This is a genomic window from Cognatundibacterium jejuense, from assembly GCF_014284255.1.
Taxonomy (GTDB): Bacteria; Pseudomonadota; Gammaproteobacteria; order Burkholderiales; family Burkholderiaceae_D; genus Undibacterium; species Undibacterium jejuense.
Map to the genome: position 1 here is coordinate 58,498 of NZ_JACOFV010000018.1, position 14,941 is coordinate 73,438.

Genomic DNA, 14,941 nt, shown 5'->3' on the forward strand with positions numbered 1-14,941 from the left:
TTCCACCGGCTGCTTATTGAATGAAAGAATGTATGGACGATAAGAAATCTGACAACAGCTCAGAAAAGAGCAAGGCGCTCGCTGCGGCGCTGGCACAAATCGAAAAGCAATTTGGTAAAGGTTCGGTCATGCGTATGGCCGATGGCGCTGTGGTGGAAGAGATTCAAGTTGTTTCCACAGGCTCATTAGGTCTGGATATTGCACTGGGCGTTGGTGGCTTGCCACGTGGCCGTGTGGTTGAAATCTACGGTCCAGAATCTTCAGGTAAAACGACGCTTACGCTGCAAGCGATTGCAGAAATGCAAAAGCTCGGTGGCACCTGCGCGTTTATTGATGCGGAACACGCCCTTGATGTTGGATATGCTCAGAAGCTAGGCGTTAATCTCAATGATTTACTGATTTCTCAGCCTGACACAGGTGAGCAGGCGCTGGAAATTACTGATGCGTTGGTGCGCTCTGGTAGCGTTGATCTGGTGGTTATTGACTCGGTGGCTGCATTGACACCACGTGCTGAAATCGAAGGCGATATGGGTGATTCTTTACCTGGTTTGCAAGCGCGTTTGATGTCGCAGGCATTGCGTAAGTTGACTGGCAGTATCAAACGTACAAATACGTTGGTGATCTTTATTAACCAGATTCGTATGAAAATTGGCGTCATGTTTGGTAGCCCGGAAACAACTACTGGCGGTAATGCATTGAAGTTCTACGCTTCGGTTCGTTTGGACATCCGTCGTACTGGCTCTATCAAAGCTGGCGATGAAGTTATTGGTAACGAAACCAAAGTTAAAGTTGTAAAAAACAAAGTAGCGCCACCATTTAAAGAAGCGCATTTCGATATTCTCTATGGAGAAGGCACTTCCCGTGAAGGTGAAATCCTTGATCTGGGTGCTGACGCTAAGATCATTGAAAAAGCGGGTGCCTGGTATAGTTATAACGGCGAACGCATTGGTCAGGGTAAAGATAATGCACGTAATTTCTTAAAAGAGCGTCCACAACTGGCGTATGAAATTGAAAACAAAGTACGTGAGCATCTGGGTGTTCCAGCATTGCCGGCATTAAATGTTGACGCCGCAGCTGCATGATTGATTTGATTTAAGTAGTCGTTCTTACTTACATTAACTGAAGCCGATAATTTCCAGCTAGAAAAATGCTGAAGTTGTCGGCTTTTGTTTTTGATGCTTGATGTTGCTGCTCAATAAAGTCACTTTTCATGATGAAACAAAAATTAAGCCTCAAAGGGCGAGCACTCCGTTATCTGTCTATGCGTGAACATAGTCGAATAGAACTTACCAGGAAATTGTCCGTTTATGCTGAAGAGGGCGATGATATTGAGACGGTGCTGACGTGGTTGGAAGCATCGAACTTTATGTCAGCAGAACGGTTTTCTGATTCATTAGTGAATCGACGTTCTGCGCGTTTTGGCAATCAAAGAATTTTGGCTGAGCTACAAAGTCATCAGATGGATGACGTTGAAATTCAGCGAGTGAAAGCGAATTTATCTGAAACCGAAAGCGCAAGGGCCATCGAGGTTTTGCACCGGAAGTTTCCTCATCCTCCGGTAGATCATGATCAACGTTTGAAACAAAGTCGATTTTTGCAGCAACGAGGCTTTTCAGGGAAGGCGATTCAGCAAGCGATGCGCGAACCGCGGGAAGATGAAGATCAATAAATATTTCTATTGGTTTTGAATCCCCTTCGCCCGCAAGCAGAAGGAAGTAATGACTGGGCTGGATGAGAGGGCAGGAAAACAAAATGTCAGAGAAAAGATGCACTTTGTAATCGACCGACCTGGCATTTTGCAACGCCCCTCACCCCAGCTCCTTACCCGCTCGCGGGTGAGGGGAGGTAGAAGCTAAATCTTTGCTTTCGATGTATGCGATTACTATTACAAACCATCAAAAGCGCAATCAAAATTACAATAAAAATGCAAATTCACTGATTAATTCGAGCAGTTTTGTTCTATGCAAGTGCAAAAAATGAGCGCATTTGGTGAGTTCAGGTTTTAGCTGTGCTAAAATTCGAAGGTTTTTTGCAGCGCCGCAGGAGCGGCTGTTATCGTAGAAGCTGCGGTAACGACGCGCAATTGTGGCTCTTTTATATAGAATTAGCCGCCAGCAAGGCATGATGCCCTTATCATCTCCGACAATCCCACGCACGTTGAAGCATACGCGTGCCATCAGCATATCCGCGTACGAACGCGAAGATGGCTTGTGGGATTTTGACGCCCATATTACCGATCACAAGACACGTGACATCAAGCTTGCCTCTGGCGTACGGCCAGAAGGACAGGCGCTGCACGACCTGCATCTGCGCGTCACAGTTGATCGAAAACTTGAGGTGATCGCTGTTGATGCAAGTTCTGACGCTGTTCCTTATCCCGGTTATTGCGAAGCGATCACACCGGATTACAAAAAACTGGTCGGTTTAAATTTGATGAAGCAGTTCCGTCAGGGCGTGAAAGAACGTCTGGCAGGAATACATGGCTGCACGCATTTAACCGAACTCGCACAAATTTTGCCAACCGCGGCGATCCAGGCCTTTGCCGGTGATGTGATCGATACCCGCGATAGTGCCAGTGATACCGCTGGCAATGCTAACCAAACTCAACAACCCTTCCAGCTTGACCGTTGCCATGCATTGCGTCTGGATGGGCCGGCCGTTGTTCAGTATTACCCGCGTTGGGCGAAACCTTCGCCTGACGCAAAATCACCCAGCTAGTTTGTTTGTTTAATTATTTATACCTCAGTGTCTGAAGGGAAGTCGTATGAAAATCCATGAGTATCAGGGTAAAGAAATCCTCCGTAAATTCGGAGTGACCGTACCGCGCGGTATACCATGCTTGTCCGTTGATGAAGCAGTGAAAGCGGCTGAAACCTTGGGCGGACCAGTCTGGGTCGTCAAAGCGCAAATCCACGCGGGTGGTCGCGGTAAAGGCGGCGGTGTTAAAGTTGCAAAATCCTTGGAGCAAGTGCGTGAATACGCTGATGCGATCTTGGGTATGCAATTGGTAACACACCAAACTAGCCCAGAAGGTCAAAAAGTTCGTCGTTTGTTGATCGAAGAAGGTGCCGATATCGCTAAAGAACTGTACGTTAGTATGGTGACTGACCGTATCAGCCAGCGCGTTGTGTTGATGGCATCTTCTGAAGGCGGTATGGATATTGAAGAAGTTGCGGAAAAACATCCAGAACTGATTCACTCCATCGCGATCGATCCAAGTGCTGGCCTGCAAGATGCAGAAGCAGATGATATCTCCCGCAAAATCGGTGTGCCAGAAGGCTCTATCGTTGATGCGCGCGTTCAATTGCAAGGTTTGTTCAAAGCCTTCATGGAAACAGATTGCTCCCTGGCAGAAATCAATCCATTGATTCTGACAGGCTCCGGCAAAGTTATCGCTCTGGATGCAAAATTCAACTTCGACGCGAACGCCTTGTTCCGTCAACCAGAAATCGTTGCTTACCGTGATCTGGATGAAGAAGATCCAGCAGAAATCGAAGCATCCAAATTTGACCTGGCTTATATCTCCCTCGACGGTAACATCGGTTGCCTGGTGAACGGTGCTGGTCTGGCGATGGCAACAATGGATACGATCAAACTGTTCGGCGGCGAACCAGCTAACTTCCTGGACGTTGGCGGCGGTGCTACTGCAGAAAAAGTAACTGAAGCGTTCAAGATTATGTTGAAAAATCCAGGCTTGAAAGCCATCCTGGTCAACATTTTCGGCGGCATCATGCGTTGTGACGTGATCGCTGAAGGCGTGATCACTGCATCTAAAGCAGTATCTTTGAAAGTGCCTCTGGTTGTACGTATGAAGGGTACTAACGAAGACATCGGCAAGAAAATGTTGGCTGACTCTGGTCTGCCTATCATCTCTGCAGACACGATGGAAGAAGCAGCTCAGAAAGTTGTTGCCGCTGCTGCTGCTCACGCTTAATTATCGCAAGGAATCAATATGTCCATCCTGATTAATAAAGACACTAAAGTCATTACCCAAGGTATCACTGGCAAAACTGGCCAGTTCCATACACGTATGTGCCGCGATTACGCGAACGGCAAAGAATGTTTCGTTGCTGGCGTGAATCCAAAGAAAGCTGGCGAAGATTTCGAAGGCATTCCTATTTTTGCTAACGTTTCTGAAGCTAAAGCTGCAACCGGCGCGACTGTTTCCGTGATTTATGTTCCGCCAGCAGGCGCAGCAGCAGCGATCTGGGAAGCTGTAGAAGCGGACCTCGATCTGGCCATCTGCATCACTGAAGGCATTCCAGTTCGTGACATGATGATGTTGAAAGACCGCATGGCTAAATCTGGTAGCAAAACAAAATTGCTCGGACCTAACTGCCCAGGTCTGATCACGCCAGACGAAATCAAAATCGGTATTATGCCTGGCCATATCCACCGCAAAGGTCGTATCGGCGTGGTTTCCCGTTCCGGTACATTGACTTATGAAGCAGTAGGTCAATTGACTGCACTGGGTCTGGGTCAATCTTCCGCTGTTGGTATCGGTGGTGATCCGATTAATGGTCTGAAACACATCGACATCATGAAGATGTTCAATGATGATCCAGATACAGACGCAGTGATCATGATCGGCGAAATCGGCGGTCCAGATGAAGCGAATGCTTCTTACTGGGTACGTGACAACATGAAGAAGCCAGTTGTTGGTTTCATCGCTGGTGTTACTGCGCCTCCAGGCAAACGTATGGGCCACGCAGGTGCCTTGATCTCCGGTGGTGCAGATACTGCACAAGCTAAACTGGACATCATGGAAGAATGCGGTATCAAAGCAACCAAGAACCCGTCAGAAATGGCGCGTTTGTTGAAAGCGATGCTGTAATCTGACGTAAAAACGGTGCCTTCACGGCATCAGTTCAGTGGTAGTACAAAAAAGCCGCGTTTATCGCGGCTTTTTCTATGGATCTCGCGACGGTTTGACTTGATATCTGTGCAAATTGATTTTCTTAATGTTAAGCTTGAGCCCATAACGAAAAAAAACAAATGATGGTCGTAAGAATAGCGTAGTCCCGTATTGCATTGTCCCAGCTGATGAGCATGCAAATACAAGGTGTATTGCTGTTCGGAGGAGTGTGAACTGCCTCGGCTCGCAAGCTTCCATATTTCTTATCCATATCAACAGTTTTTCCATTTATCCAGCAAATATATTATCGATGGCATATCAGCACGTACTAGAATTCGCCGCTCTCTCAGACACAGGTCGCGTCAGAGATCACAATGAAGACGCTATCGTTGTGTGCGGGGATTATGGGTGTGCCATTTTGGCCGATGGCATGGGTGGTTATAAAGCCGGAGAAGTAGCCAGTGCTATGGCGACGCAGGTTATAGCCGATTATTTATGTGCCAAGCTCGATACAACCTGGTTTGCTCGCTTGGGTTTACAAGCGGTCAAATTGTCACGCTGGATGACTGAATCTATCGAATTGGCGAATCGCCATGTTTTATATGCTTCACAAACCAATGCCGAATGCTTTGGCATGGGTACGACGGTGGTGGTGGCATGTTGCTCACAAGATAAGCTCTTGCTGGCACATGTTGGAGATTCTAGAGCCTATCGCCTCAGAGATGGTCAACTGACTCTCCTCACACACGATCATTCCGTCCTTCAGGAACAGCTAGATGCCGGACTCGTCACTAAGGCACAAGCACGGTTTTCTAATATTAAGAATTTGATTACCAGAGCAGTTGGCACCCAAGAAAATGTCGACGTTGAGATACATGCACATCCGTTACAAGAACAAGATTTATACATGTTATGCTCAGATGGATTGACCGATATGCTGAGTCATGATGAAATTCAAGTCATATTGCAGCAGTACACTGGCGACCTGCCTTCATGTTGTAAATTATTAATTGATAGCGCGAATGCTGCCGGGGGAAACGACAACTCTTCTGTGGTGTTATTTAAAGTACATGCAGTGCGCAATCTTTCCTGGTTGCGACGTCTGTTGGGTAGGTAGTTTTTGGTCACAATGAATTGATGAGAGAGTTATGGCGAAAATCATCGTCACCTTTAATGGTCTGATACAGCAAGAAGTTAGCATTTCAAAATCACGGATGACCATAGGCCGGCGCCCCGGCAATGATATAGTCATCGATCACCTGACTGTCAGTGGTCAGCATGCTGCAATTGATACGACATCCAACGGTTCTTTCGTGCTCGATTTGGGCAGTACCAACGGTACCATGGTCAATGGTCAGCCGATCAAGAAACATCTATTACAACATGATGATGTGATTGACATCGGTAAATACAAGTTGCGGTTCCAGATGGAAAAGAATGAGCAGGTGACAGCTATTTCATCATCCGCTTCTGCGACCGCGATTCCCAAGATTGCCAAAATCAAGGTACTTAATGGCAATAATGCCGGTAAAGAAATGACACTGACCAAACCAATAACAACCATCGGAAGTCCCGGCGTGCAAGTCGTGGCAATCACTAAACACGAAAAACATTATTCACTGGCGCATGTTGATGGCTCGCAAAAACCCAAGGTCAATGGTGTCGATGTCGAAAAATCAGCACCTTTGGCAAGTGGCGATATCATCGATCTGATGTCGACGAAGATGCAGTTTTTGTTTGTGTGAAAATCAACGATGAAGTTAATTTAGCTAACTGGAATCGGCTCAATATCAATTATGTAAGCCTAAACTTGCTTATATCTGTGAATCAACAGGATTTTGATATGAAACCCTGTTGATTTTCTGAATTGTAGTTAAAGGTTCAGTGTTTTTATAAGGCCAACGGACGATTATGGCGTGGCTATTTTAGGTGACTGAAATTGTTCGAGGAGGTGTATGTTTTTTGCGTAGCTTGCGGTAGCCTCATTCGCATTTCCTTTGGGTGTTGAATACTCAAGACGTAAATTGTCATCATTCGAAATCCAGGTACCTGGTTCAGTCTCGAATTTTGCGACATACCTGTCTATGCTTTGGTTGTCTAGTAATATGCTTTTCTGAATAACCTCAGGTGATTGTTTCCCGTGGCGCAATGTTGCAACCAAGGAGCTGTTTTGATTGACTGCGCTTATCGCTAATGCGTTCGCATCTTTGTGACGGATATCATTTGTTGCAATCAAAACTCCTTCGTCGTTGATTCTATATAGAGATACATAGTTAAATTCTGATCTCAAGGTCGCAATGATCCCAAGGATATCAGTGGGATTAAGGTAATGCAGTTGCAATCGTTGTTGCAATATGCCGTCAGCTTGCATATGCGCTTTGGCAAGTTGATAAAATTCCTGATTGTAAAGAGATGCTACACCGGCCTCACCAATTGAATTTAGCTCAACGTTGATAACGTCGTATAGTTGATTTTGAGGCGATAACAACAGCATATTTCGGCCATCTGTTGTATGCAGGGTGACATTTTGCATTGATGTAACCTGACGAGTGACATCCCCAAAGTAGTTATTCGCTAACAATACAATATCTTTATTTGGTTCAGCGATATCTAGGTCCTTAAATCCGGCTTCCTTGTACATCCTGCTAGTAAGCCCAGTGTTATAGCCTACCACGAGAGCACGACCACGTTTTTCTTGATGCAGTAAAGAGGTAATAGCGAAACCGAGTTGTGACGTTATTTTACCGTCCCAGACGTTATTTCCGAGTGCTTCTCCATTCGCCAATAAGGTTTTCACTCCGCTTTCGTCCATTTGTGTCACTGATGTCATACCGCTGCCAAAATTCTCGATATGATCAATCGCTTTGCCAAAGAAGTGCGGTTTGAAATCGACGTTGGCACCCGAGCTTATTGCTTCGTAATGGAGTGGCATGCGGTAAAACAGTAGACCAATACTAGCCGTAAGGATAATCGCTAATACGTCAATCTTCATACCTTCTTTTCGGTTTAGGAAAATAATCGACGATGCCAATATCAAAGAGAGAGCCGCAATAACATATATCGATGAGAGACCACCAACAGCAGACAAAAGACAGAAGCCAAATAGCATAACCCCAATCATATTGCCTATAGCAATCAATGAGGCACCCAAACCAAGCATTCGTATTTGATTGAGAGTCGCTCTCTGCGTGATGAGGTCCAAGCCAATAACGTAAGTTACGCCAATAAAGATTGTCGGCGGAACCATGATGAGAGCACAGACGACGATGCGAATTGCTTCACGAACATTAAAGTCCTGAGCAATGGTATGTCGTACAAAACTAGCAAAATAGCCAGGAACGGTATTCCAGAAATAAATGCTGACAAAGCTGCAGATAGCCAAACCTAGGAAGCAATAAGCTAACCAGCAAAGGTGATTATCCTTGGCATTAGCTAGTATTTTTTTCGAAATTAGGCTGCCAATTGAAAGTCCTGCCAAAGATGTGGCTAAGATCGACCCATAAGTGTATGTACTATTACCGGCAACAATAGAAAGCATGTGCGCATAAATTACTATAATTCCCATTGATAAGGCACCACCAAGAAATAATGTGGTCAGTCCAACTGGGATGAATAGCTTGTTTAAATTTGATACTGACAAGGCATCAATTGCTGGAGAGTTAGCCTGGCTGAAAGTAAATTTTTTATTTAATTCCAACCCACCCAACGCCACAAATAAATTTATCATTGCGGCAATTAAAGTGGTGCTAGCGACACCAATACTAGCTACGAGCAAGTAATTGCATAACAGTGCACCAATTGCTGCACCGGCAGTATTGACCAGATACAGAAGGGCAATTTGACTTCCTAATCTTTGTTTTTCGTTTTGAAGTACTTGCGTCAGCATTGGCAATGTTGCTCCAATGAGTACCGTCGGAACTACTAATACCATTGTCCCTAAACATAACTGGAATAAATATAAAATCGGGCTTTCTGGAAGTAGGCCACTTACCAGACTAACGTAAATTGTTTGTGTTAAATTTAAAATTGTCGGCGTTGCGATGTAATAGACCGCAATCAAGCCATGTAAGACGGCGTAAGAGAAAAGCGGGCGTTTAGTTTGGCTCGCAAATCTTCCACCAACAAAAGTACCAATTGCTATTCCACCTAAAAAAATGGCTAGCACACTCAATGTGGTACTTGAAGTGTTTCCAAAAATCAACGCGAGTTTTTTTACAAATAAAACGTGATAGATCAACGTCGCCGCGCCAGAGGCAAAAAACATGGCACCAATTTTATTTTCGAACGTCGTAAAGAACCCTGATTTAGCACCTGACTCTACATTAATATCTTCAATTGGCGTTTCCGCAAGAGAGGTAAATCGTTTCATCGCTACACACTGCAGAATAACCACTAGTGCGGTCATGCCATTCATTACCCAGCAAAACCACGGATGACTTTGTGCAAATGGCACCAGATTTCGCAGGACCAGAACCCAGACAAACCAAGTCAAAAAACCACCTAAGACAGTCCATTTTCTTTCGGGATGTGACCAGTTCACTGTATTGGTACAAAGAGCAATGGCGGCGAGCGCAAATGGAACCGCAACAATCAGATCAACGACATAGTGCTCACCCAAAAAAATGGTTGCAGTAGCCGTCAAGCAAGTAGTGATGATAAATAAAGTTCGTGACCACCAGGCGCTACCACTGCGCCACCAAAGTATGGTTGAGGTCAGAATCCAAGCAAAATGCATAGACGGCATTCCGTTGCGTGGCGCTGTAGTACCCGCGATCAGATCAATTGGATATTTTGCCCAGGCAACTAAAGATGGAGCGTAGTGTTCTTTGGTAAAAATATAACTTGGTCCAGTAATAGGAAAAAATGAATAAGCAATAAGTGCACAACCTGAAAGGATAAGCCAGGTTCTAGCAGCAGAAGCCACATGTTTTGGGTAGCCGTTTAATTGTTTTATTGATGCAGCTAAAAAACCAATAGGCGTTAGCCCGTATGCAGAGCCAACTAGGAAACGTAACCAGTAGTGATCTGAGATAAATTGATAGAAATGAATATCAAGGTTGAGCTTTGATATGCCGTCCCAGTGCATCGCATAAGAATCATAAACTTGAGGATTAAAAAATATCCCGATTTCTAAGGCAATAAATGGAAAAGAAGTAAATAGTACGGCAACCCAAAATAGATTGGTGAAATTTTGGTTGAAAATAGTATTTCCTGTTGAAGGAATAATCTTGGTGACTCGCAATAACAAATAAATGCATGCTGGAATACTATAAAAACCAATGAGATTCATGACGCCTTTTGCGCCTTGGTTAAGCAGCCAATCAATTGGATGATGTATTTCAAAATAGAAGGCGCAAAGAAAGCTTATTAGCGAACCACTAACTAATAATGCTAGGCGCCATTTTATTGAAGCTTTTGAAGCAAAAAAAAGTAGAAGAAAACTAATGGAGAAATTAGTAAAAGTGCCAAAAATTATTGAGATAATTGATTGATTACTATTGTGGATAATAGCTTGGTAAGGCCAGGAATTGATCCCACATGCCGCGCCAATTAAAAAGATAATCGTTATTATTAATGTAAAATTTTTAGCGAAGCGATAGTCGGCCGCTCCATTTTGCTGAGTTGATATGTTCATTTATTATCAGGTTAAAAGATCGGGACGTTGTATGGAACTATCTGAGCGTGGCGAATTATATTTCGGCTTACCGTTTTATTAAATGTTCTTTGATTGGTCAGTTTTGCTCTGAAGGCAACAGTTAGAGATATTACCAGAGCGAGACACTCGATTGATTAAATCATTAAAGATCATTGACTCGTATTTTTAAAAAGCTTCGCCAAACCCAAATTCAATCAGCATGCTTGTTTGGGAAGCTAAATAATCGGTGCGTCGTGATGGCATATTTTAGATTTTATCGCTTGCATTTGAATCTGAGCGATGAAGCAGCCATTTGCTGCTGCTCTCGCAATCCACATGAGGCCGAGGTCGTCATTTTGCTCTATCCCTATGCCGTCAACATAGCAGCGACCAAGAAGATACATCGCGGTGCTATTTTTTTTTGCAGCTAATTTCAACCAATAAGTCGCATTATTAGGTTGTTCTTGAGATAAAAAAATAATGGCAAGTTCTGTTTGGGCGCCTACATCCCCATTATCAGCAGGTTCTAATAATGCTAGTTCTTCATCCCGTAAACTCACACCCAATAAAGGTTGGATTGATTCAAGGTTCACCTTTGCTTTATCGCTGATGAGATTATCGTCACAGCGACTCAAGCTACCATCCGAGATACGGCGCCACAAAGTGCGTTTGCTTAAATTTGTTAATGTCACAGCACTGGCAAGGCTGATTATAGTTGGCATTATTGAATTGAGTAGAATTTGAGTAGAAATTATCCAGGTCTAATTTATTGAATTTAGCTTAGGCAAAATCGCCCCCGTAGTCCCAAGCTTCCGAGCTGAACGATTTGGTGCAACGATTTCTTCATGGCTAGAAGACATAATTTTGTCCACGCGCTACTTAATTTAGAAATTATGCGCTTATTTTGACATAGTGCTGTATTTGGCGCATTAAAAAACTGTGCCAACATTTTTAAATCAACAATGTATGTGCCATTTTTTTTAGTGGCGCAATATTTTTCTGTGCCGTCATAGAGGTTTGATGGCTTAAAAGTGAATGGCACAAAATTTGCTACACTTGTTGTACGTGGAAAATTGATACCACGGCTTTCTTCCCTCTCTTTAATATCAGGAGCTACATTATGAAATCCACTCAAACTAATAAGTCAGGTTTTACACTGATCGAATTGATGATCGTTGTTGCGATTATCGGTATTCTGGCTGCAGTCGCTATTCCTCAGTATGCTAACTACACAAATCGTGCAAAAGCATCTTCCACAATCGGTGAATTAGCTGCCTACAAAACTGGCGTTGCTGACTGCGTGAACCAATCAGGTTTAGCACCAGGGGTAACTATTGCTGGTTGTGCGGCTGGTACTGGTGGCGTACCTGCAGTAACGACTTCAACTAATGTGCCAACTTTATCTATCAGTACAGCAGGTGTAATGACAGGTACTAGCGCGGCGACGAACTCAAGTGGTGCGGCTATGAGTTTCGTTGATACTCCATCAATTGGTAGTGCCGCAATTTTGTGGAGTATGACTGGCACAATTTGTGACTCAACTCGCGGCATGAAACCAGGTCAAGGCGATTGCCCATAATTGATGTTTGGAATTAATCATTGCTTGAATGTTGCATTGATTTGAAAAAAGAAGCCTATGGGGCTTCTTTTTTTCTTTTGAAGTTAAATCATCAAAAATTTAGCTTCAAATGGATGACGTGTATTTCCTATTATTGCGAACAAACAATATACTGGTTGTATTAGATTCAATATTATGAAACATAGAATTCGCGCTGGTTTATTGCACTTATTGATTAGCCTGGTACTGGTCTCAAGTGTCATGGCGTTTGTTTTATTGATTTGTTACCCTGAACCTTATTTTACGGCTTTAGGTGCAGGAAAACTCCTATTGGTACTGGCCTGTGTTGACGTTGGGCTGGGCCCGTTGATTACTTTTCTGATTTTCGTGCCGGGTAAGAAGGGCTTGAAATTTGATTTAGTGTTTATCGCCGTCGTGCAGTTAGCTGCATTGACTTATGGTGCGACAACCTTATTTTTAGGGCGCCCTGTTTACATCGTCTTTAGTGAAAATCATTTTTCTTTGGTATCTGCCTACCAAATTCCCTCTGAAGTCCTGGAAGATTTGCACAATCCGAGCTTACCGATGAATGGCCCGAAATTGGTCGGTGCACGCATACCAGCGGATAAAGCCGAGCGAAAAAAATACATCAATGCCGTATTGGTGAGATATCACGTTGATTTACCTCGTTTGGTGCAATACCACGTGCCTTATTCTGACATGGTAAAAGAGGTTAAATTGAGCATGTTTGCGCTCGAAGAATTACTGGCAAAGCAAAAACCTGAGCAATTACCCAAGGCCAAAGCGATGCTTGATAAAGCCGTTGCTTCTACAGGCTTACCATATGACCGGCTCGCCTATGTTCCTATGTCTGAGCAGAGTAGTAGCTTGGTTGTGCTCATACGACGTAGTGACGCCAGTGTGGTGAGTGTATTGCCAATTGATCCCTATGGACGGCCACTTTCTCAATAAATGCCCATGTAGTTGCCTTAGAACACATACTTAGCTTAATTTATTTAGCTGGCTAAGTATGTTGTAATGTTTGCAGCGTAATTTGCACTATCGTTGGCGTCACCTCGTTATCTCGTGCTTTGCACGAAAATCCTTTTTCGGGACACCTATGCTTCAATCAAAGTCGTTCGATAAATTTTGGATAATTCTCAATTTACACAGAGTGCAGTGCTTGCTCATAGGTATGCTCATTATTGGTATCTATGGTAACTTCCTATGGAATCCAGTCGTTTTTGATGACCAGTATTTTTTTGACGGTACGTTCCATGCCAATTACCTGAACAATGGATTTGGCTCCGAGTTACGTTGGCTCCCTTATGCTACGATGGAGTGGACTCACAGCCTTTTAGGTTTGGATCTCATTTGGTTTCATCTTGGTAACTTGATCTTGCACATAGCAAATGCGCTTGCATTGTTGTTTTTTTTGCAACGACTATTCGACCTGGTACTACGGAAAGATGAACGTTGTGCAAATCTTGATGAGACAGCGACTAAATTATCTAATTCATGGGTAGCATTTTTTTGCGTTTTGATCTTTTCGCTGCATCCAGCTGCGGTCTATGCAGTGACATATCTGACGCAGCGTTCAACTTTGATGGCGACTTTTTTTACCATCATTATGTTGAGATTGGTCATCGAAGGCATAGATAGAAAAAAACAATCTTATTTGTTTGCGTCAGCATTTGCCTATTCTTTCGCCGTGACGTCCAAAGAGCATGCTGTCATGGCGCCAGCCGTCGCAGTTTCTTTGGTGTTTTTATTGAAAAAGCCATCCAAAGAACTATTTAAGCAAATTGGAATGAGTTTTTTGCTCTATTTTTTTATTGCTTTATTTACGTTTTTTCAAGTTAAATCGCAAAATGTGCTCGCACAGGCTTACCAGAATAATGGTTCGGAATTGTTGAGTAGGCTGTCCTTCATGGATAACGGATTTCCCGTTTCACTGGCTTATCCTTTGTCAATCTTGACTCAGACTTTTTTATTCTTCAAATACCTGCTGTTATGGTTGCTACCTGATCCAGCCTGGATGTCTATCGATATGTATGAAGATTTTGCCATGCGTTTATGGTCATGGCCTTATGTTCTCAGTTTGCTCGGGTTTATTTTTTATTTCATTATTGCTGTTCGTTTTTTATTCAGGCGCGGGCTTTACGGTTTGCTTGGCTTTGGGATGTTGTGCCCCTGGTTTTTGTTTGCTACGGAGTTTTCTACAGTCAGGATTCAAGAGCCCTTTGTTTTGTACCGTAGCTATTTATGGATGGCGGGAGGTGTTGCGATCTTTCCTTATTTCATGCTAAAAATGCCAGCAAAACGTACCGCTGCTGCGGTAGTTTGTTTATTGTTATTGATGGTGCCGCTAAGCTGGAACCGTTTGCAATCATTTAGTCACCCCTATTTGTTATGGGATGATGCTGCGATCTTGGTTGAGAAAAAAACGGATATTCCTGGTGTTGAGCGGATTTTTTATAATCGTGGCATTGCACTTTTTAATTTAAAGCACTACCCCGAAGCGATCCAGGACTACAGTAAAGCGCTGACGATTTATCCCAAATATAGCTATGCCTACAATAACCGCGGTGCAGTTTATCTTGAACTAAAACAATACCCCAAAGCCTTGAGCGATTTTAATATTGCTATTGCTTTAAAGGCGGATTACCCGAATTCGTATTTCGGTCGGGCGCGTGTCTACGAAGATACGAAAAATTGGGATGGCGCTGCTGCGGATTACTTGAAGCTTTGTTCTATGGGCATTGCGCAAGGCTGCCAAAAGTTCAAAGAGCTGAAGGCTACACTTGGCAGTCTTCGCTGAAAAAGCGACTTAATTACTTATCCTCGTGCTGTATTGATAGAATACGGCACGATAAAAAATCTCGTACAACGG

At 43.7% G+C, this 14,941-nt stretch carries 12 protein-coding genes; 10 read left to right on the plus strand and 2 right to left on the minus strand.

Features of this window, described 5'->3' with window-relative positions; all coding sequences use genetic code 11:
* The first annotated feature begins 32 nt into the window (after window positions 1–32).
* From recA to H8K32_RS17250, 7 genes are all read left to right on the plus strand, one after another.
* On the plus strand, window positions 33–1,082 hold the full coding sequence (recA, locus tag H8K32_RS17220) for a recombinase RecA (protein ID WP_186913798.1): 1,050 nt from the start codon (window positions 33–35) through the stop codon (window positions 1,080–1,082).
* A gap of 128 nt (window positions 1,083–1,210) precedes the next feature.
* On the plus strand, window positions 1,211–1,669 hold the full coding sequence (gene recX / locus H8K32_RS17225) for a recombination regulator RecX (RefSeq protein WP_186913799.1): 459 nt from the start codon (window positions 1,211–1,213) through the stop codon (window positions 1,667–1,669).
* Window positions 1,670–2,124: 455 nt separating this feature from the next.
* A complete protein-coding gene (locus H8K32_RS17230; protein ID WP_186913800.1) occupies window positions 2,125–2,718 on the plus strand; it encodes a DUF2889 domain-containing protein in 594 nt (197 codons plus the stop codon).
* 31 nt (window positions 2,719–2,749) lie between these two features.
* A complete protein-coding gene (gene sucC / locus H8K32_RS17235; protein WP_281388600.1) occupies window positions 2,750–3,934 on the plus strand; it encodes an ADP-forming succinate--CoA ligase subunit beta in 1,185 nt (394 codons plus the stop codon).
* An 18-nt stretch (window positions 3,935–3,952) separates the two neighbouring features.
* The gene (gene sucD / locus H8K32_RS17240; protein ID WP_186913802.1) at window positions 3,953–4,834 is read left to right on the plus strand and encodes a succinate--CoA ligase subunit alpha; all 882 of its coding nucleotides are present in this window, start codon (window positions 3,953–3,955) and stop codon (window positions 4,832–4,834) included.
* 331 nt (window positions 4,835–5,165) lie between these two features.
* Window positions 5,166–5,972 (plus strand): Stp1/IreP family PP2C-type Ser/Thr phosphatase, encoded by an 807-nt coding sequence (locus H8K32_RS17245; protein ID WP_186913803.1) that lies wholly within the window; start codon window positions 5,166–5,168, stop codon window positions 5,970–5,972.
* Between the two features lie 31 nt (window positions 5,973–6,003).
* A complete protein-coding gene (locus H8K32_RS17250) occupies window positions 6,004–6,600 on the plus strand; it encodes an FHA domain-containing protein (protein WP_186913804.1) in 597 nt (198 codons plus the stop codon).
* A 164-nt stretch (window positions 6,601–6,764) separates the two neighbouring features.
* On the opposite strand, the gene H8K32_RS17255 is transcribed toward H8K32_RS17250, so the two are convergent.
* Both H8K32_RS17255 and H8K32_RS17260 read right to left on the minus strand, forming a co-directional pair.
* Window positions 6,765–10,490 carry a fused MFS/spermidine synthase gene (locus tag H8K32_RS17255; RefSeq protein ID WP_186913805.1) on the minus strand — a complete coding sequence of 1,242 codons (3,726 nt, stop codon included), beginning with the start codon at window positions 10,488–10,490 and terminating at the stop codon, window positions 6,765–6,767.
* A gap of 236 nt (window positions 10,491–10,726) precedes the next feature.
* A complete protein-coding gene (locus tag H8K32_RS17260) occupies window positions 10,727–11,125 on the minus strand; it encodes a tetratricopeptide repeat protein (protein ID WP_186913806.1) in 399 nt (132 codons plus the stop codon).
* Window positions 11,126–11,610: 485 nt separating this feature from the next.
* On the opposite strand from H8K32_RS17260, the gene H8K32_RS20615 reads away from it, so the two are divergent.
* The 3 genes from H8K32_RS20615 (at window position 11,611) to H8K32_RS17275 (ending at window position 14,869) form a co-directional block, all read left to right on the plus strand.
* Window positions 11,611–12,069 (plus strand): pilin, encoded by a 459-nt coding sequence (locus tag H8K32_RS20615; RefSeq protein ID WP_186913807.1) that lies wholly within the window; start codon window positions 11,611–11,613, stop codon window positions 12,067–12,069.
* Window positions 12,070–12,243: 174 nt separating this feature from the next.
* The gene (locus H8K32_RS17270; RefSeq protein ID WP_186913808.1) at window positions 12,244–13,020 is read left to right on the plus strand and encodes a hypothetical protein; all 777 of its coding nucleotides are present in this window, start codon (window positions 12,244–12,246) and stop codon (window positions 13,018–13,020) included.
* Window positions 13,021–13,243: 223 nt separating this feature from the next.
* Complete coding sequence (locus tag H8K32_RS17275) at window positions 13,244–14,869, plus strand: tetratricopeptide repeat protein (protein ID WP_222613173.1); 1,626 nt, start codon at window positions 13,244–13,246, stop codon at window positions 14,867–14,869.
* Window positions 14,870–14,941: the final 72 nt, after the last annotated feature.